This is a genomic window from Stenotrophomonas hibiscicola ATCC 19867 (assembly GCF_000382065.1).
Lineage (GTDB): Bacteria > Pseudomonadota > Gammaproteobacteria > Xanthomonadales > Xanthomonadaceae > Stenotrophomonas > Stenotrophomonas hibiscicola.
In genome coordinates this window covers 1-19,531 of the sequence record NZ_KB907503.1, presented here as the reverse complement: position 1 = coordinate 19,531, position 19,531 = coordinate 1, and the positions used below count along the sequence as shown (strand labels likewise).

The window sequence follows — 19,531 nt, the reverse complement described above, 5'->3', positions numbered from 1 at the left end:
ACGGCGCCGAGCGTTCCGTTTCGTAGGGAGACCTGCCATGTTCACCACTCTGGCCGCCGTGCTGGTGGCACTGGCCCTGGGCCATGTTGCCCCGGCCGCTGCCGCCTCGCTGCGCCGTTTCGCCGGCTTCCGGCGCTGGCTGGGCTGGCTGGACGCGCATGGCGGAAAGGCGTGGCAGGGACCGGCCGGTGTTGCATTGGCACTGCTGCCGCCGCTGCTGCTGATGGCGCTGCTGGCATGGCTGCTGCGCGGGGTGCTGTTCGGGCTGCCGTCGCTGATGCTGGGCGTGGCGGTGCTGGCCTGGTGCTGGGGGCCGCGTGATCTGGATCGTGATATCGAAGCGATCATCGATGCGGACGACGCCGCAACGCGTCAGGCCGCCGTGCGCAACCTGCAGGCGGCCGGTGGCAGCCTGCGCGAAGACGTGCCGTCGCTGGTCGAGGCCACCGTGCTCAACGCGCTGCGGCGCTGGTTCGCGGTGCTGTTCTGGTTCCTGCTGCTGGGCCCGGCCGGTGCGCTGGGGTACCGGCTGCTGGCGCTGATGGCGGAAAGCCCGATGCGTGCCCGCGTGCCGGTGGAGCCGCTGGCGCTGGCGCAGCGCCTGCTGGGCTGGATCGAGTGGCCGGTGGCGCAGCTGATGGCGTTTTCGATGGCGCTGGTGGGCAACTTCGATACGGCGTGGAAGGCGTGGCGCCAGGCCCATGGCGAGCGGCTGGCCGGCACCATCGGGTTCCTGGGCGCGGTGGCGCGGGCCAGCGTCAACGCCGAGCTGCGCGAAGATGCGCACGATTACACCGAGGCCGGGCTGTTGCCGGTGTGGCAGCGGCTGCCGGACCTGCGTGATGCGATGAGCCTGGTGTGGCGGATGCTGCTGCTGTGGCTGGCGATCCTCGCCCTGCTGGTGATTGCAGGCTGGGTGACGTAGTTGCTTTGCAGGGCTTGCAGCCCTGCACCTGCAGAGGCAACGGCAACAGCAACAGCAACAGCGGCTCTGGGTTGCTGAGGGTTGGGCGGGGCGGTGTGGGGCTGCAGGACACGCCGTAAACCCGTCCCTGGGGGCTCGATGGCGCCATCCATGGCGCCAACGGTCCTGCAGCCCCACACCGCCCCACCCCCGATGGTTTCCCGGTGGCGGTGGGTGACCTGCGATTGCGGGTAGGTGTCGACCTTGGTCGACACGGTAGATCCACGCCATGCGTGGATGCAGAGCGAAGCGATCCGCTTCCGCTTTTGATCTTCTCTTTCTTTTCCGTGGTGGACGCACACGGAAACTGTCCGTGGCCGGGCGGGTGGGCTGCGCAGGGGCGTGAGCCGCATGGATGCGGCGACCGAGCTTACATGGACGTACTTGCAGCGGCCCCTGCGCAGCCCACCCGCCCGGCCAACCCCGGCGCTTTTGCCTTCAGATACCGGCCCACCACGAGGGGCTGCGCCGTTGGCTGGAAACCTAGATCGGCGCCAGCGCGGTAAACGGTGCCCACGGCAGGTTGCGCAGCAGCGCATACCCAGGCAGCACCCAGAGCCAGAACACAGGATTGGCCAGCACCCGCATGAGCGGGTCGAGCAGGCGTGGGCGGATGCCGGCGATGTTCAGCAGCATCAGCAACAGGAAGGGCAGGCTGATGACCAGCAGCGGGTTCATCGCCATCGCGCCGGGCAGGTCGAAGTGGACCAGGGAATACAGGCAGCGCGTGCTGCCACAGCCCGGGCAGTACAGGCCGGTCAGGGCGTAGAGCGGGCAGCTCGGCAAGGGATTGCCGGCGACATACGGATTGACGTTGCGCAGGACCACCGTGGCGCCCGCGGCCAGGCCGGCGGAAACCAGCAGCGGCGCCCAGCGGGCGAACCGGGAACGAGCAGGAAGCGCGGACATGCAACAACGGATCCGGCGCAGGCGCCGGATCCGTCCAAGCGTATCAGTAGCCGCTGTTGCTCATCGCGCCCATGCCGCCGAGCACAACGAAGAACAGCACGTACAGCACGACCACGACGGCCCAGGCGATGGCCGACCAGATGGCCCACTTCTTGGCCTTCGCGGCGGAGTCCTGGGCGCCGGCAATGTCGCCAGCGGCCAGCTTGCCGTTGACCTGGGCGGCATAGACGATCGACACGATGCCGGCCGGCAGGCAGCAGAACAGGGTGGTCAGGATCGCCCAGACCAGGTTGTTCGGGACCTGCGGAGTGGCGGTATTCATGGGTTCAAGCTCCTTGATGGGTGGTGGTGGTAGATCATTGGTCGGAAAGAGCGCCCAGCACGGCCAAGCCGCCGAACAGCCCGAACCACAACAGCAACAGGACCGGCAGGGCCACGGCCGAAGCCACCGCCCACCAGCCCGCCTTGCGCGACGCACTGTAGGCCCCCGGCAGGTCGCCGGCCGCGCGGCGGCCATCGACCTGGGAGGCATAGACGATCGACACCACGCCCAACGGCAGGCAGCAGAACAGCGTCGTCAGGATCGCCCAGACCAGATGGTTGGGGATGTAGACCGGACGGCTGAGCGGTGGTGGTTGATTCAAAGCAAGACTCCATTCCTTGGTGGCCAGCCGTGATGTATCGGCCGGACCTCCCCCCTGTGGGTGCGTAATCTACCGCAACCGACGTTGCATGTATGCGTTTACAGTCACGACATGTCGCGTACGCCACTGGACGGTGACGTATGTGGGGGAGGTCGCCGGGCCCGCCTGGCGGGCCGGTTCCGTCAGGCGTGATCGCCGCGCAGTGCCCGCACCTGGGCCTCCAGCACCGGGGCGCTGGTGCTGTGGCCATCCACGGCCGGCGCCGCGACCACTTCGACGGTGGCACGGAAACGGCGCGGCACCCGCATGCGGCCCAGGCGGCTGTCGCGCCGGCTCCACATGCTCGACCACATGCCGCGCAGGGCCATCGGCACCACCGGCACCGGCCGCCGTTGGAGGATCTTCTCAACGCCGGACTTGAACGGGGCCATCGCACCATCCCTGGTCAGCGCACCTTCCGGGAAGATGCAGACCAGCTCACCTTCGGCCAACGCGGCGTCAATCTCGTCGAACGCGCGCTGCATCAGCGCCGGGTCTTCGCGCGCGCCGGCGATCGGGATCGCCTTGGCCGTGCGGAAGATCCAGCGCATCACCGGGATGTTGAAGATCCGGTAGTACATGACGAAGCGCACCGGGCGTGGAATCGTCGCCGACAGGATCAGCGCGTCCATGTAGCTGACATGGTTGCAGACCAGCAGCGCGGCGCCTTCGTCGGGCACGTTGGCCTCGATGCCGTGCGGGCGCAGCCGGTACAGCGTGCGCACCATCAGCCAGCTGAGGAAGCGCATCAGGAATTCGGGGACGATGGTGAAGATGTAGATCGCCACCAGCGCGTTGGCGATGGCCAGCGCCAGGAACTGCTGCGGGATGGTCCAGTGCAGCAGCGTGTGCGCGGCCAGCGACAGCAGGGCCGCAGCGACGATGAAGCCGGAATTCTGGATGTTCAGCGCCGCGAACACGCGCGACATCTGCGCCTTCGGCGTGCGGCTCTGGATCAGCGCGAACAGCGGCACCACGAAGATGCCGGTGAACAGGCCGATGCCGACCAGGTCGATGACGATGCGGCTGCTGCCCGGCTGCTGCAGGAACGGCCCGATGGCCAGCCCCTGCACGGTCGCCTCGCCGCTGCGGGCGAAGTACAGGTCGAGCAGGAACGCGGTCATGCCGAACGCGCCCAGCGGCACCAGGCCGATTTCCACCGTGCGCGCCGACAGCTTCTCGCACAGCAGCGAGCCGATGCCGGTGCCAACCGAGAACAGGGCCAGCGCAAAGATGTACAGGGTTGGCTCACCGCCCAGGTTGGTCACCGCATAGGCCGGTAGCTGCGAGGTCAGCACGGTGCCGACGAACCAGAACCAGGACACGCCCAGGATCGAATTGCGCACGGCTTTCTGCTGGCGCGCCATGCGCAGCACCGCCAGTGATTCCGGCAGCGGGTTCCAGTTGATCTTCAGGTTCGGGTCGCCGGCATCGACCTTGGGAATCAGGCGCGCGGCGATGTTGCCGCAGATCGCCAGCGCGATGATCGCGCAGGCCGCCACCACGGTGCCGTGGCTGCCGGCCACGGTGAACACCAGGCCGCCGACGATCATGCCGGACAGGATCGACATCGAGGTGCCCATCTCGACCAGGCCGTTGCCGCCGGTCAGTTCCTCGGGCTTGAGCACCGACGGCAGCACCGAGTACTTCACCGGGCCGAACAGGGTCGACTGCATGCCGGTGCAGAACAGGGCCACCAGCAGCACCGGCAGGCTCTGGGTGAGGAAGCCGGCGGCCGCCAGCGACATGATCACGATCTCCATGGTGGTGGTGATCACGATCAGTCGCGATTTCTCAAGTTTGTCGGCGATCTGCCCGGCCAGTGCCGAGAACAGGAAGTAGGGCAGGATGAAGATGGCCGGTGCCAGCGTGGCGTACAGCCCCAGCTCCTCCTCCGGCACGGCCATGAACAGCAACATGCTGATGATCGCCTGCCGGTACACGTTGTCGTTGAACGCGCCGAGTGCCTGGACCACGAAGAACGGCAGGAAACGGCGCTGGCGCAGCAGGGCGAACTGGTTGTGACCGGACATGGAGCCTCCTTGACCGGCGCAGCCTAGCATTCCTGCCCATCTGCTGTGGGTACGGACCTGTGGGTGCGGACCCGTTGGTCCGCACACCTGCCAGCACCCTCAGACGATATCGTCGACCACGCCGCCGTCCACGCGCAGCGCCGCGCCGGAGGTGGCGGAAGCCTGCGGCGAGGCCAGGTACACCACCATGTTGGCCACTTCCTCGACCGTGGCAGTGCGCTGGATCACCGAGGATGGCCTGTGTGCCATCACGAACTCGCGGCCGATCTGCTCCAGCGGCTTGCCGCTGCGCTGGCGTTCATCCTCGAACATCGCCGCGAAGCCATCGGACAGGGTCGGGCCGGGCAGCACCGCGTTGACGGTGACGCCACTGCCGGCCACGCGCTTGGCCAGGCCGCGCGACAGCGACAGCTGCGCGGTCTTGCTGACCCCGTAGTGGATCATGTCGGCGGGAATGTTGCGTGCCGATTCGGAGGAGATGAACAGCACGCGACCCCAGCCGGCATCGACCATCGCCGGCAGCAGTGCCCGCGACAGGCGCACACCGGACATCACGTTGGTCTGCCAGTAGCGCTCCCAGGTGGCGTCATCGGTCTCGAAGAAGTCCTGTGGGCCGAAGATGCCGGCGTTGTTGACCAGGATGTCGATCTTGGGCAGGCCGGCCAGCAGCACATCGACACCGGCTGCATCGGAAAGGTCGGCGGCCATGCCGATCACCTCGGCACCCGGAACGGTAGCGAGCAGGCGCTGGCGGGCGCGTTCGACACTGTCGGTGCTGCGGCCGTTGAGAATGACCTGCGCACCCGCCGCGGCAAGACCCTGGGCGATCGCCAGGCCGATGCCGGCGGTGGAGGCGGTGACCAGCGCGGTGCGGCCGGCGAGTTCGATCTTCATGGAGGATTCCAGTACCAGGGGATCACCCAGTATCCGCGCGGGAACGTGATCGGGATGCATCGCAAGGCGCAACACACGGTTGCACACGGTGCAGTAGATCCACGCCACGCGCGGATGGGATGTCCGACCAGCGACAAGGAATCAGGTCAGGTTGGTCACTGCCTCATTGGCCGCTGCACGCACCTTCGGCAGCATCCGCAGCACCAGCGCCATCTGGGTACGGATCAGCTGCAGTTTCGGCGGCATCGCCTCGTCGATCTGCTCCAGCTCGGCGGCCACCGCGCGGTCTGAGTCGTTGTCATCTTCCGCAACGGGTTGCCGCGCGGTCAGCGCCGTCGCCAGCTGCTGAAGTGCCTTGCGCACGCGATCGCCCGCGGCCAGCGCCAGTGGATCGCCAGCATAGCTGTCCACCTGGTCGCGGTGCGCACCCAGCGCCGACAGATGCCCCAGCAGCGTGTTGGACAGCGCCAGGAAGCGGAAGCCGGCATCCAGATTGCGGCGCACATGGCCGGGTTCGCGCAGCATGTTCGACAATGCGGTGGACAGCGCGGCGTCGGCGTTGTGCATGTCGCGGCGGGCGATGCGGTAGGCCAGGTCATCGCGCATGCCGCTGCGGTACTGGCCCAGCACCGAATCGAGGTAGCGCGCAGCGGTATCCAGAACGCGCGCCAGCACGAGGTGCAGCTGGCGGCCCTGCCAGTCGGGCAGGATCAGGAATGCGGCGACGGCGGCGATCGCGCAGCCCAGCAGCGTATCGACCATGCGCGGCACGATCAGCACGAAGCCGTCGCCGATAAGGTTGAAGCAGGTCAGCGCCATCACCGTGATCGCCGCCGATGCCACCAGGTAGCGATCGGTACGGGTGAAGAAGAACAGCAGCGCCGACAGTAGTGCGATCAGCAGCTGCACGTGCAGCTGTGGGAACAGCTGCAACAGCGCCCAGGTCAGTACCAGGCCGGCCACGGTGCCGACGATGCGTTGCGCCAGGCGCTGGCGGGTGGCACCGAAGTTGGGGCGGCACACGAACACGATGGTCAGCAGCACCCACGAGCCGTTCTGTGCATTGAACAGGCGTATCGCGGCAAAGCCGGCGATCAGCGCCAGCGCCATGCGCAGGCCATGGCGGAATAGCACCGAGCCGGGCGTGAGCTGCTGGCGGATGCGCACGCCCATCTCGCGCAACGTGTGCGGGTTGCTGTCGCGCAGGCGGGTGTCGACGTTGTCCAGACTGGCCTCGGAGCGCTCGGCGTCCAGCAGGCGGCGCTCGATGCTGCGCAGGTTGTGCACCAGCAGGTCCAGAGAACCAAGCAGGCGCTGCCACTGCGGGCGCTGCTGGTCACGCAGGTAGGCCAGCGCATCGGCCAGATCGCGTCCGGCCTGCTGGTTGCTTTCGCCATACACGAACGGACGGCGCAGGCGGATCGCTTCGCCCAGGCGCGCGCAGGCCTGGCCCTGCAGGTCGAGCAGGCGCTGGCAGCGGTACAGCACATCGCTGTGGAAGAAGGCGTCGACCAGCGCGCCATAGGGGTAGTGCGAGGAACTGGCGCGCTCGTGGAAATCCTGTGCCATGTAATAGAGACGCAGGTACAGACCGGAGTTCACGCCCGGCCGCCCGGAACGGCCGAAGCGGGCCAGGATCGCGGTCTTGGCCTCGTTCAACGCACCGACCACACGCCGGTTCTGTTCGGCCAGGTCGAGTTGGCGACGTTGCAGGTCTGCTTCCCTCACCGGCTCGAACAGCGCGGCCTTCAGCTGCAGGTAGTGGCCCAGTTCCTGATACAGCCGCGCCACGCGTTCGCGCACCGGACGGTTGGCGAACAGCGCGGTCCACAGGATCGACAGCAGGCCATACCAGACCGCACCGGCCAGCAGGTGGCTGACCGCGTCCAGCGCGCTGTGCAGGTCGCCGGCGCCATGCTGCTCCAGGCCGATCATGGTGTAGATCGCCAGCGTCACCGTCGCCTGGGCGATCGACGCATAGCGCTCGCCGAGCGCACCGAGCAGGGTCAGGCCGAAGGTGGACAGCGCCAGCGCGCCAATGAAGATCCACGGCCACGGGAACAGCCAGATCACCGATGCTGCGGCAAGGCAGAAACACAGCAGCGACAGCAGTACCGCCTTGGTGCGGCCCCACCAGTTGTCGTCGGTCTCGGCGATGGCGCTGGCGATGATGCCGAGAAACACGCCGGGCAGGGCGGTGAGCGCATCCAGCTGCCAGCACACGGCAAGCGCTGCGGCCAGGGCGATGAACACGCGCAGGCCGTAACTGGCCTTTTCGTGGGCCCACAGGCGGCTGAGGCGGGATTGGCGGGCGGACATGCAGGCTCGGTGGAAGGGTCTTCCACCATTATTGCGGGCCACGCGTGAAATGGTAGATCCACGCCACGCGTGGATGATTTTCCGCTCGATACGCGGTAGTGCCGGCCGTTGCCCGGCTCTTCATGCGCCCGGACGAAGGTGCGAGGAGCCGGCCGGCGGCCGGCACTACGGGGTTGCCGGGGTTACATGTCGAACCGAACGCTCACCGCGAACGTACGCGGCAGGCCGGCGCCAGCGTTGGACCAGTACTTCCGGTTGGCCAGGTTCTCGACGCTGGCACGCAGGGTCACCGGGTGGCCCGAGGCAAGCAGCCGGTAGCCGACGCCGGCATTCACCAGCGTGTAGTCGGGCAGCTTCAGGGTGTTGTCGGCGTCGTACCAGACATCGCCGTAGTAGCGCACGGCCGCATACGTTTCCAGGCCGTCCACCCACGGCAGCTGGTAGGTGGCATGCATGACGCCGCTCCAGCGCGCGGCACCGGCGGTACGGTTGCCTTCCTGTGCGGCGCTGGCCGGCGACAGCCTGTCGTAGGTCGGGTCCAGCCAGGTGACGCCACCGCCGACCGTCAGGGCATCGTTGAGGTGCAGGTCGGCACTGGCTTCGATGCCTTCGTACAGCGTGATGCCGTCCTGCACCAGGCGCTTGCCGGCAGGCGTGAGCTCATCGATGTTGGCGCCACGCTCCAGCCGGAACGCCGCCAGGTTCGCATTCCAGCGTGCCCCCTCGACCTTCGCGCCGATCTCGTACTGCTTGCTGATGGTCGGGTCGAGCACGTCGCCGGCGTTGACGTAGCTGTTGCCCACGCGGCTGCCCGCTTCCAGCGATTCGATGTAGCTGGCGTAGAGGGTGACGGCCTCGCGGGGCTTGAGCATCACCGCGTAGGTCGGTGTGACCGGGTAGGTGTGGTAGCGGCCCCTGGTCTCGTAGTCGTTGTAACGCCAGCCTGCCAGCACCGACCAGCCACTGCCGAGATCGACGGTATCGCTTGCGAACACCGCTTGCTGCACGGCTTCGTCGCCACGGGTCATCACTCGTGAACCGACGGCATCGTGGCGGATGGCGTGGCGCTGGTACAGGTTGCCGCGGCCGATCAGGTTCCATTCGTAGGGGCGGTCCCAGCCCAGCCCGGTCTGGTGGCTGATGCCCGCCACCACCTGATGCTGCAGCGGGCCAGTGCGGAAGCTGCCCTGCAGCATCGCCTGGGCCAGCTTCCACTCGCTCTTGCCGCCCAGTTCGTAGACGTTGACGTCATAGTCGCCGTTGGGATTGTCGATGTAGGCGAAGATCTTGTTGACGTCGTTCCACGAGGTGGTGACGCCGTAACTCAGGCTGGCTTTCCAGTCGCTGTTGATCTGCCAGTTCAAGCCGGTCGACAGCAGGCTGGATCGGGTGTCGTAGTAGGTGCCGGGCACGCTGTTGTGGGTATCCCCGGCAATCGGTCGCGGCAGCGATGTCAGGCCACGGAAGTAGTACTGCGGCGATTCTTCGCGCAGATCGCGTGACTGGAATACGCCGTCGAAGGTCCAGGTCAGTACATCGCTCAGGCGGGCATCCAGCGAGAGTGCGCCAACCTTGCGATCGACGTGCCCACCATTGAAGGTCTCGCCCTTTTCCTGGAAGGCGTTGAAACGGTAGCCGAACATCTGCTCGTTGCCGAAACGTCCGCCAACGTCGATGCCGCCGCTGACGATGCCCTGTTCACGCCAACCCAGCTGGGCGGAGAAGGTGGGCGTGTCCGTCGGCTTCTTGGTGATGTAGTTGACGATGCCGCCGGGTGCACCGAACCCGTACAGGAAGCCGCCCGGGCCTTTCAGCAGATCGACCTGTTCCATCACTTCCAGCGGCCATTCGGTACCCCAGGAAGAGACCTGCAGGCCATTGACGCGATAGCTGTCAAAATTCAGTTCGATACCGCGATTGCGGATGGGTGAGCTCCAGCCGCTGGCGTAGGCGCTGACCTGGGTGGTGACCGAAGGGTCGAGCAGGAAGGCTTCGCCCAGCGAGACCACCTGGCGCTGCTCGATCTGCTCGCGGCCAACAGCGGTGATCGCAAACGGAGTGTCGCGCAGGGCGCGGTCGCCCAGTGCGCCGGCGTCGGTATGGGTGCGTTCGGCGGTGACATTCACCGCATCCAGATCGGTGGCTTTGCGGCTGACGGCCGGCGCTTCGGCATGGGCAGCGCAGGCGGCGGACAGGGCGGAGGCCAGCAGGGCCAGGCGGGGGAGACGGGAAGGCAGCATCGATGGTGGTCCTCGACGGACGGCCACAGGCCATCCGCCCACGGGTGGGGGAAGGGGCAGTGGCTGGGATCACGCAGGCTGGCCGGGGAAGGCAGCGGGGCGCCGCAACGGGGCGCAGGACCGTAGCTGGATGAGAATTGTTCTCTTTTCGTTACGGCACGTCAAACCTGGAGGCGTGCGGACCAACGGTCCGCACCCACGGTCCGTACCCACCATTCGCATCCACGGTAGTGCCGGCCGCTGGCCGGCAGATTCGCCGTACGGAGAAAGCCGGCCAGTGGCCGGCTCTACCCCCGTAGATCCACGCCATGCGTGGATGGGCCGCTCTACGCCCGCTGCGCGCGCTTGAGCAGCTTCGCTTCGCGCCTGCGCGCGCGACGGGCCCGCCAGCGTTCGGCCAGGCAGGAGAAGATCACGTACAGTGCCGGCGTGCTGAGCAGGGTCAGGCTCTGCGAGAACAGCAGGCCGCCGATCATCGCGATACCCAGCGGACGACGCAGTTCGGACCCTTCGCCCAGGCCGATCGCCAGCGGAACCGCTGCCAGGATCGCCACCATCGTGGTCATCATGATCGGACGGAAGCGCACGATGCTGGCCTCGCGTGCCGCCTCGCGCGGCGCCAGCCCATGCTCGCGCTGCGCCACCAGCGCGAAGTCGATCATCATGATCGCGTTCTTCTTGACGATGCCGATCAGCAGCACCAGCGCGATCATCGAGATCACCGACAGTTCGGTGTTGGTGCCGAACAACGCCAGCAGCGCACCGACGCCCGCCGCCGGCAGCGTGGACAGGATGGTGACCGGGTGGATCAGGCTCTCGTAGAGCATGCCCAGCACCAGGTAGACGGTCAGGATCGCGGCAAACACCAGGATCAGCATGTCGCTGGGATCGGAGTTGAAGCCGAAGCCCGCGTCGTCGGCCAGGCGGATGTCACCGGGCATGCGCATGCCGGCTACGGTGGCGTCGATGATCGCCTTGGCTTCGCCCATGCTCACGTTCGGAGCAAGGTTGTAGCTGAGGTCCATCGTCGTGTACTGGTTTTCATGGGTGATCTGCGACGGTGCCAGGCCGGGCACCTGGGTGGCCACCGCGGTGATCGGCACCATGTCGCCGTTGCGCGCACGCACGTACACCTCATCCAGCGCCGCCGGGGTGGCGGTCTGCGAGGGCAGGGCATTGACCACCACGCTGTACTGGTTGATGTCCGAATAGATGGTGGAGATCTGGCGCTGGCCGAACGCACCGTACAGCGCGCCGTCGATGGCGCCCACCGTGATGCCCAGGCGCGCGGCCTTTGCGCGGTCGATCTGGATGTTCTGGCGCAGGCCGGCATTGTCCACATCGGTGCCGACGTCGCGCAGCTTCGGGTTCTTCTTCAGCTCCGCCTGCAGCTTGGGCAGCCACTCCTGCAGTGATGCCAGGTCGTTGCCCTGCAGCGAGATGCGGTACTGCGCGCCCTGGCTTGAGCCGCCGCCGTCATTGCTGGGCAGATCCTGGATAGCGCGCAGGCGCAGTTGCAGGTCGGGGTAGCGGTCGGCCTTGGCGCTCAGCCGCGCCAGGGCGTGCGCGGTGGTTTCGCGACGGCCTTCCCTGCGCGATTTCAGCTCGATGTTGAACTGCGCACTCGACCCCTGGCGGCCGCTGCCCAGGCGAACGCCCACGGTCTTCACTGCCGGGTCGGCCATCAGCATGTCGGTGATGCGACGCTGGCGGCTGACCATGTCCTCGAAGGAAACAGTGGCGCTGGAATTGGCCCGGCCCCAGATCAGGCCGGTGTCCTGCGGCGGGAACGCACCCTTCTTCACTGCACCGAACAGGAAGATGGTGGCGGCGATCAGCAGTAACGGCGTCAACGACAGCAGCAGCGCGTGGCGCAGCGAGAAGTCGAGGAACACGGTGTAGATGCGCAGCATCCGCTCGTGGCCGGCATCGAGCCAGCGGCCGAAACGCGACGGCGGCGCGCTGTGGTCGTGCGCACTGAGGAAGCGGCTGCACAGCGCCGGGGTCAGCGTCAGCGAGACGATCATCGAGACCACAATGGCCGCCACCAGGGTGACGGTGAACTCGCGGAAGAACGCGCCCATCATGCCGCTGGCGAACAGCAGCGGAATGAACACCGCCACCAGCGAGGCAGTGATCGAGACGATGGTGAAGCCGATCTCGCGCGCGCCGGTCAGTGCCGCCTGCATGCGCGGCATGCCCTCGTCGAGATGGCGCATGATGTTCTCGATCACCACGATCGCATCGTCCACCACGAAGCCGATCGCGATCACCAGCGCCAGCAGGCTCAGGTTGTTCAGGGTGAAGCCCATCACGTACATCACCAGCGCCGCACCGGCCAGCGACAGCGGCACGGTTACGGCGGCGATCAGCGTCGGCGCCAGCCGGCGCAGGAACAGCGCCATGGTCAGCACCACCATCGCCAGGCTGATCAGCAGGGTAATCTGCACTTCATGCAGCGACGAGCGGATGGTCGGCGTACGGTCGAAGTACGGCGTCATCGTGGTGCCGGGCTGCAGGTAGTCGCGCAGCGCGGGAATCTGCGCCTTGACCCGGTCCACGGTCTCCACGATGTTGGCCCCGGCGCGGGTGAACACGTACATCACCACCGCCGGCTTGTGGTCGAACCAGGCGGCCTGGTAGGCATCCTGCTGGCCGTCATAGACGTTGGCGATGTCCTTCAGGCGGATCACCCGGCCATCGCCCTGGGTCTTCACCACCAGGTCGGCGAAGTCGGCTGCACGCGCGACCGAATCGTTGGCGATGATCGCGGTGGTGGTATTTCCATCGCTGAGGAAGCCGGTGGGCGAGGTGACATTGGCTGCGCGTACGGCGTTGCGCAGATCATCGGCAGTCAGGCCCAGCGCGTTCATCAGGCGCAGGTTGACGTCCACGCGCACGGCCGGCGTCGAGGCACCGGCGATGTCCACCGAGGCCACGCCGCTGATCTGGCGGATGCGCTGTGCCAGCAGCGAATCGGCGACGTTGTAGAGCTCGTCGGCAGACTGCGTCTGCGAGGTCAGCGCAATGGCGATGACCGGGTCGTCGTTCGGGTTTGCCTTCTGGTACATCGGCGAGCCCATGCCCGAGGGCAGGTCGGCCTGCGCCGAGTTGATCGCGGTCTGCACGTCCAGCGCGGCCGAATCGATGTCGTGGCCGCTCTGGAAGATCATGAACACCAGCGAGCTGCCTTCCGAGCTCGACGAGCGCATGCGGTCGATGCCCGGCAGCTGGCCGAGGTGGCGTTCCAGCGGTGCGGTGACCGTGGACGCCATGGTTGCCGCATCGGCGCCGGACTGGCTGGCGTGCACGAAGATCACGGGGATCTCGATGTTCGGCAGCGCCGACACGCCCAGGCGCAGGTAGCAGATCAGGCCGACCATGAACAAGCCGATGGCCAGCAGCGCGGTGCCGATCGGGCGGCGGATGAAAGGGCCGGACAGGTTCATCGTGCGGCCTCCCGCAGCAGCGGGGCGTGGATCATGCCTGCGGCTCCTGCAGCGAACCATTGCGCAGCGCGCGCTGTTCGCGGCGGCGCGCCAGCCACTCGGAGAAGCGCTCCATGTACAGGTAGATCACCGGCGTGGTGTACAGCGTGACCAGCTGCGACAGCAGCAGGCCGCCGACGATGGCGATACCCAGCGGGCGGCGCAGCTCCGAACCGATGCCGGTGCCCAGCGCCAGCGGCAGTGCGCCGAGCATGGCTGCGGCGGTGGTCATCATGATCGGGCGGAAGCGCAGCAGGCAGGCGCGACGGATCGCGTCATGCGCGTTGGCACCGGCGCGGCGCGCCTCGATCGCGAAGTCGACCATCATGATGCCGTTCTTCTTGACGATGCCGATCAGCAGCACGATGCCGACGATGCCATCCACCGACAGGCTCAGCCCGCACAGCATCAGCGCCAGCAGCGCGCCGACACCGGCCGGCGGCAGGGTGGAGATGATCGTGATCGGGTGGATGTAGCTCTCGTAGAGCACGCCCAGCACGATGTAGATCACCACCAGCGAGGCCAGCAGCAGCCACACCACATCGGTCTGGCTGCCGGTGAACTCGGCTGCCTTGCCGATGAATTCGGCATGCAGATGTGCCGGCATGTCCAGGCTGTCCTTGGTCTCCTGGATCGCTCGCACCGCTTCGGACAGCGAATAGCCCGGCGCCACGTTGAACGACACCGTCACCGCCGGCAGCTGCTGCTGGTGGCTGACCACCAGCGGTGCGCTGCTCACCTTGCCTTCGGCCAGCGCCGACAGCGGAATGATGTTGCCGGCGCCGACCGTGATGCCGGTGTTCTGCGCGCCGATGCCGGTGGCGGTGGACGAGTTGGAGGAGGTGACCTGGCCGAAGCTGGTGGCATTGGTGCCGGTCAATGCGCCGGCGCCGTTGGAGGCGACCGCCAGCTGTTCCATCAGCGCGGTGCTGGTGCGGAACTCCGGTGCCACTTCCAGCACCACGCGATACTGGTTGAGCTCGGTGAAGATGGTCGAGATCTGGCGCTGGCCGAACGCATCGTAGAGCGTGTCGTCGATGGTCTGCATCGGCACGCCCAGCACGCTGGCCTTGTCGCGGTCGATGTTCAGCTCCAGGGCGCGGCCCTGGCTGGACAGGTTGTTGTCGACGTCGGCCAGTTCCGGGCGCTTGCGCAGCGCTTCGGTCAGGCGCGTGGCCTGGGTCGCCACCGTCGCCGAATCCACGTCCGACAGCGAGTACTGGTACTCGGTGGCGGCCACACGGGTATCCAGGGTTACGTCCTGCACCGGCTTCAGGTACAGCGCCACCCCCGGAATGCCGGCCACTGCCTTCTGCAGGCGCGGCAGGATCTCCTCCAGGCCATCGCGCTCGCCGCGTTCCTTCAGCACGATCGACAGCTGGCCCTGGTTGAGCGTGGGGTTCATGCTGCCGGCGCCGATGAAGGCCGACACGCCGGTCACGTCCGGATCCTGGCGCAGCGCTTCGGCCACCTGCCTGGTGCGCTGCTCCATCTGCGGGAAGGCGATGTTCTGGTCGGCCTGCACCACGCCGGTGATCAGGCCGGTGTCCTGTTCGGGCAGCAGGCCCTTGGGGATCAGCACGTACAGCAGCACGGTCAGCACCAGTGCGCCGCCGGCCACGGCCAGGGTCAGGCGCTGGTGGCCCAGCACCCAGTCCAGGCTGTGCTCGTACAGGCCGACGGTGCGCGTCCACAGGTTCTGCTTGCCGGCCGCCGCCGCGCGCTCATGCGCGTCCTCGCCCTCGGGCAGGGCATCGGGCTTGAGCAGGTAGGCACACATCATCGGGGTGAGCGTCAGCGAGATCAGCATCGACAGCACCACCGCGATGCTCAGCACCCAGGCGAACTCATGGAACAGGCGGCCGGTCACACCGGGCATCAGCAGCAGCGGCAGGAACACCGCCACCAGCGAGATGGTCAGCGACAGCACGGTGAAGCCGATCTGGCGTGCACCGATCTCGGCCGCTTCCTTGCCGCTCTTGCCCTGTTCGATATACCGCACGATGTTCTCGATCATCACGATCGCATCGTCGACCACGAAACCGGTGGCCACCACCAGCGCCATCAGCGAGAGGTTGTCCAGCGACATGCCGGCAAAGGCCATCACCGCGAAAGTGCCGGCCAGCGAGAGCGGTACCGCCACCGAGGGAATGATCGTGGCCCACAACCGGCGCAGGAACACGAAGATCACCGCCACCACCAGGCCGATGGTGAGGATCAGGGTGAACTGCACTTCGTGCACCGAGGCGCGGATGGTCTCGGTACGGTCGTTGAAGATCTCCAGGTGCACGTCGGCTGGCAGCACGCCCTGCAGCTGCGGCAGGATCGCGCGGATGCGCTCGACCGTCTGCACGATGTTGGCACCGGGCTGGCGCCGCACTTCCAACAGCACCGCCGGCTTGCCATCGGCCCAGGCGGCGAGCTGGTCGTTCTCCACGCCATCGACCACCTCGGCCACGTCCGACAGCCGCACCGGGCGGCCGTTCTTGTAGCTGATGATGGTGTCGCGGTACTCGGCGGCGCTGGCCAGCTGGTCGTTGGTGCCGATGCTGTAGGACTGGGTCTTGCCGTTCAACGAGCCCTTGGGCGCATTGACGTTGGCCTGGGTGAGCGCGCTGCGCAGCTGTTCCAGGGTCAGGCCCATGTTCGACAGCTGCGCCGGATTGACCTGGATGCGCACGGCCGGGCGCACGTTGCCGGCAATCGAGACCAGGCCGACGCCCTGCACCTGTGACAGGCGCTGGGCCAGGATGGAGTCGGCGTAGTTGTTGACATCGCGCAGCGGACGCGTGTCAGACGTCAGTTTCAAGGTAACGATGGCCGCGTCAGCCGGGTTCACCCGGTTGTAGACCGGCTGGTAGGGCAGCGACGAGGGCAGGGTGGCCTGGCGTATCGCCGCCTGTACGTCCTGCGCGGCGATGTCGATGTTCCGGTCCATCGAGAACTGCAGGATGATCGTGGACAACCCGGCCGACGAGTCGGAGGTCATCAGCTCCAGCCCGGAGATCTGCCCGAACTGGCGCTCCAGCGGCGTGGTGACCAGCGAGGCCATGGTGGTGGCGTTGGCGCCGGGGTACTGGGTGGTGACCACCAGGCTGGGCGCATCGATTTCCGGCAGCGCCGACACCGGCAGCTTGCGGTAGCCGAGGATGCCCAGCAGCAACAGGCCCGCCATCAACAGCGAGGTGGCGATCGGGCGGCGGATGAAGATCGTCGAAAAGCCCACGGACTGATCCTTGCTGGCACTTCAATGTCGGCGCCGACGAGCATGCCGGCGCGAGGGAGAACAGTCGCCTGCGCTCAGCGCGGGCCACCACCGCGACGGCCACCGCCGCCACCGTTCTTCTGCTCGGCCGCCTTCAGCTCGGCCTCGGTCGGTGCGGCCGGGGTCTGGCCCGGCTTCAGTGCGGTGACCTTGCTGCCCGGCTTCAGGCGGAACTGGCCTTCACTGACCACCCGCTCGCCGCCCTTCAGGCCTTCGGCAATCTGCACCTGGCTGTCGCCCACTTCCACGCCGCTGCGCACGGTCTGCATCTTCACCGTGTTGTCGCCCTGCACGACATAGACGTATTCGCCATCCGGGCCACGCAGCACCGCCTGGGTCGGGATGACCACGCCACCGGCGATCGTGCGCAGCTGCATGCGCACGTTGACGAACTGGCCCGGCCACAGGCCATTGTCGGTGTTGTCGAAGACCGCACGTGCCTTGAACGTGCCGCTGTCCGCACTGATCAGGTTGTCGACCACGTCCAGCTTGCCGTCGCCGGACAGAACATGCGAGTCGGCGCGGTCCAGCGCGGCCACCGGCACCGTGCCGGCGGCCTGTGCCTGGCGCACATCACCCAGCTGGCGCTCGGGCAGGTTGAACAGCACGTGGATCGGATGGATCTGGGTCAGCGTGACCAGCGCGGTGCCGGCGTTGACCACGTTGCCCGCATCGACCGCACGGATGCCGGCGATGCCGGAGATCGGCGCAGTGACCCGGGTGTACTGCAGCTGCACCTGCGCCGAGCGCATGCTGGCCTCGTTCGCAGCGACCGCGCTTTCGTACTGTGCCACTTGGTTTCGCTGTGTATCCAGATCGGTCTTGGCGACGTACTGGCGGTATTCCGGCGCGTTGGAGCGCTGGTAGTTGGAGCGCGCGGTGGCCAGCAGGGCTTCGTTCTGGCGCTTGGCTGCCGCGGCCTGGTCATAGCTGGCCTGGGCAGTGCGCGGATCGATCACCGCCAGCACATCACCCTGCTTCACTTCCTGGCCTTCGCGGAAATTCAGGCTCATCAGCTGGCCGCCGACCTGCGGGCTGACCGTAACGGTATTCATTGCGGTCACCGTGCCCAGCGCGCTGGCGTACACCGGTACGTCCTGGCGGGTGGCATCGACCACGGTCACCGGCACCGGGCCCGCATCCGGGTCTTCGCCGCCCTGGCGTGCGCCCGCAGCCGGTTTTCCAGCCTCGTCCTTGCCGCCGCCGATGACCCGCAGGCCGACCACGGCCAGCACCAGCACTGCCACGACCAGCAGCACGATCTTCCAAACACGTGACATTACGAGGACTCCAAAAGGGCTGGACCGGGCGCGACCCGGGGGCAATGCGCAAAGCATACCTGTGCCACATCACGTTTCCTGCATGACGGATGGGACGGGCGCTAAGACCGGATGCCGCGCCGGAGGTTCCCGTGGCGGCAGTGTTGCCCTACATTCAGCTGGAACCCCCTGCCGTGGAGATTGTGATGCGCCGTTCGCTGCTGCTGTCCGCCCTGCTGCTGGCCCTGCCGGCCCTCGCCCACGCCCAGGACGGGCAGCGCCCGGAAGTGACCGCCGCCGCGCAGCGGCTGCAGTCCAAGGTGATCGAGTGGCGTCGTGATTTCCACCAGCACCCGGAGCTGTCCAACCGCGAAGTGCGTACCTCGGCCGAAGTCGCCAAGCGCCTGCGGGCGATGGGCCTGAAGCCGAAGACCGGCATCGCCCACCACGGCGTGGTGGCGATCATCGAAGGCGGCAAGCCGGGCCCGAAGATCGCATTGCGCGCGGACATGGACGCGCTGCCGGTGACCGAGCAGACCGGCCTGCCGTTCGCTTCCAAGGCCACTGACCAGTACCGCGGGCAGACCGTGGGCGTGATGCATGCCTGTGGCCACGACGCGCACACCGCGACGCTGCTCGGCGTGGCCGAAGCACTGGTGTCGATGAAGAAGGACCTGCCGGGCCAGGTGATGCTGATCTTCCAGCCGGCCGAGGAGGGCGCGCCGCCGCCGGAAGAGGGCGGTGCCGCACTTATGCTGAAGGAAGGGCTGTTCGCCGATTTCAAGCCGGAGGCGGTGTTTGGCCTGCATGTGTTCTCCAGCGTGCAGGCCGGCCAGATCGCGGTGCGCGGTGGCCCGTTGATGGCCGCCTCGGACCGTTTCGGCATCAAAGTGATCGGGCGCCAGACGCATGGCTCGGCACCGTGGAACGGTGTTGACCCGATCGTCGCCACCGCCGATCTGGTCGGCACCGCGCAGACCATCGTCAGCCGCCGTGCCAACCTGTCCAAGCAACCGGCGGTGCTGACCTTCGGCGCAATCAACGGCGGCATCCGCTACAACATCATTCCCGATGAAGTGGAGATGGTCGGCACCATCCGCACCTTCGACGAAGGGATGCGCCAGCAGATCTTCGCCGACCTGCGCAACGTGGCCGAGCACACGGCCGCCGCGCACGGTGCCAAGGCGGTGACCGACATCTACGAATCGGAGGGCAACCCGGCCACGGTGAACGACCCGGCGCTGACCGCGAAGATGCTGCCGAGCCTGCAGGCGGTGGTGGGCAAGGACAACGTGTACGAGCCACCGCTTCAGATGGGCGCGGAGGATTTCTCGCTGTACGCGAAGGAAGTGCCTGGCATGTTCTTCTTCGTCGGTTCCACCAGCGTGGGCATCGACCCGGCGACGGCGCCGGCCAATCATTCGCCGAAGTTCCTGCTGGATGAGAAGGCGCTGGATGTGGGTCTGCGTGCGCTGCT

The 19,531-nt window shown here is 67.1% G+C and carries 12 protein-coding genes; 2 read left to right on the top strand and 10 right to left on the bottom strand.

Annotated features, from left to right (window positions below; all coding sequences use genetic code 11):
• Positions 1-37 precede the first annotated feature (37 nt).
• Positions 38-925, top strand: coding sequence for a regulatory signaling modulator protein AmpE (gene ampE / locus G370_RS0115935; RefSeq protein ID WP_019661494.1), 888 nt, complete (start codon positions 38-40; stop codon positions 923-925).
• Positions 926-1,447: 522 nt separating this feature from the next.
• Here the strand turns inward: ampE and G370_RS0115930 are convergent.
• From G370_RS0115930 to G370_RS0115885, 10 genes are all read right to left on the bottom strand, one after another.
• The gene (locus tag G370_RS0115930; protein WP_019661493.1) at positions 1,448-1,873 is read right to left on the bottom strand and encodes a DUF2752 domain-containing protein; all 426 of its coding nucleotides are present in this window, start codon (positions 1,871-1,873) and stop codon (positions 1,448-1,450) included.
• Positions 1,874-1,916: 43 nt separating this feature from the next.
• Positions 1,917-2,195, bottom strand: coding sequence for a CD225/dispanin family protein (locus G370_RS0115925; RefSeq protein ID WP_019661492.1), 279 nt, complete (start codon positions 2,193-2,195; stop codon positions 1,917-1,919).
• Positions 2,196-2,229: 34 nt separating this feature from the next.
• Entirely contained in the window at positions 2,230-2,517 is a 288-nt protein-coding gene (locus tag G370_RS0115920; RefSeq protein WP_005419784.1) for a CD225/dispanin family protein, read from the bottom strand.
• A 182-nt stretch (positions 2,518-2,699) separates the two neighbouring features.
• Positions 2,700-4,589 carry an MFS transporter gene (locus G370_RS0115915; RefSeq protein WP_019661491.1) on the bottom strand — a complete coding sequence of 630 codons (1,890 nt, stop codon included), beginning with the start codon at positions 4,587-4,589 and terminating at the stop codon, positions 2,700-2,702.
• Positions 4,590-4,688: 99 nt separating this feature from the next.
• Positions 4,689-5,483, bottom strand: coding sequence for an SDR family NAD(P)-dependent oxidoreductase (locus G370_RS0115910; RefSeq protein ID WP_019661490.1), 795 nt, complete (start codon positions 5,481-5,483; stop codon positions 4,689-4,691).
• A 141-nt stretch (positions 5,484-5,624) separates the two neighbouring features.
• Positions 5,625-7,802: a YccS family putative transporter gene (yccS, locus tag G370_RS0115905; RefSeq protein ID WP_019661489.1), complete on the bottom strand. Its 2,178-nt coding sequence runs from the start codon at positions 7,800-7,802 to the stop codon at positions 5,625-5,627.
• A 182-nt stretch (positions 7,803-7,984) separates the two neighbouring features.
• Positions 7,985-10,042, bottom strand: coding sequence for a TonB-dependent siderophore receptor (locus G370_RS0115900; protein WP_019661488.1), 2,058 nt, complete (start codon positions 10,040-10,042; stop codon positions 7,985-7,987).
• Between the two features lie 326 nt (positions 10,043-10,368).
• Positions 10,369-13,491: an efflux RND transporter permease subunit gene (locus G370_RS0115895; protein WP_019661487.1), complete on the bottom strand. Its 3,123-nt coding sequence runs from the start codon at positions 13,489-13,491 to the stop codon at positions 10,369-10,371.
• 31 nt (positions 13,492-13,522) lie between these two features.
• Positions 13,523-16,756: an efflux RND transporter permease subunit gene (locus tag G370_RS0115890; protein WP_019661486.1), complete on the bottom strand. Its 3,234-nt coding sequence runs from the start codon at positions 16,754-16,756 to the stop codon at positions 13,523-13,525.
• A gap of 74 nt (positions 16,757-16,830) precedes the next feature.
• Positions 16,831-18,075 (bottom strand): efflux RND transporter periplasmic adaptor subunit, encoded by a 1,245-nt coding sequence (locus tag G370_RS0115885; RefSeq protein ID WP_019661485.1) that lies wholly within the window; start codon positions 18,073-18,075, stop codon positions 16,831-16,833.
• A gap of 185 nt (positions 18,076-18,260) precedes the next feature.
• On the opposite strand from G370_RS0115885, the gene G370_RS0115880 reads away from it, so the two are divergent.
• Positions 18,261-19,531 (top strand): M20 family metallopeptidase (locus G370_RS0115880; RefSeq protein ID WP_026347196.1); only part of this gene is annotated, 1,271 nt, incomplete at its 3' end.

Bases quoted from the DNA above. Each gene is read 5' to 3' on its own strand.
- G370_RS0115910 (WP_019661490.1), bottom strand. From the start codon at position 5,483: ATGAAGATCGAACTCGCCGGCCGCACCGCGCTGGTCACCGCCTCCACC.
- yccS (WP_019661489.1), bottom strand. From the start codon at position 7,802: ATGTCCGCCCGCCAATCCCGCCTCAGCCGCCTGTGGGCCCACGAAAAG.
- G370_RS0115895 (WP_019661487.1), bottom strand. From the start codon at position 13,491: ATGAACCTGTCCGGCCCTTTCATCCGCCGCCCGATCGGCACCGCGCTG.
- G370_RS0115915 (WP_019661491.1), bottom strand. From the start codon at position 4,589: ATGTCCGGTCACAACCAGTTCGCCCTGCTGCGCCAGCGCCGTTTCCTG.
- ampE (WP_019661494.1), top strand. From the start codon at position 38: ATGTTCACCACTCTGGCCGCCGTGCTGGTGGCACTGGCCCTGGGCCAT.
- G370_RS0115925 (WP_019661492.1), bottom strand. From the start codon at position 2,195: ATGAATACCGCCACTCCGCAGGTCCCGAACAACCTGGTCTGGGCGATC.
- G370_RS0115885 (WP_019661485.1), bottom strand. From the start codon at position 18,075: ATGTCACGTGTTTGGAAGATCGTGCTGCTGGTCGTGGCAGTGCTGGTG.
- G370_RS0115900 (WP_019661488.1), bottom strand. From the start codon at position 10,042: ATGCTGCCTTCCCGTCTCCCCCGCCTGGCCCTGCTGGCCTCCGCCCTG.
- G370_RS0115930 (WP_019661493.1), bottom strand. From the start codon at position 1,873: ATGTCCGCGCTTCCTGCTCGTTCCCGGTTCGCCCGCTGGGCGCCGCTG.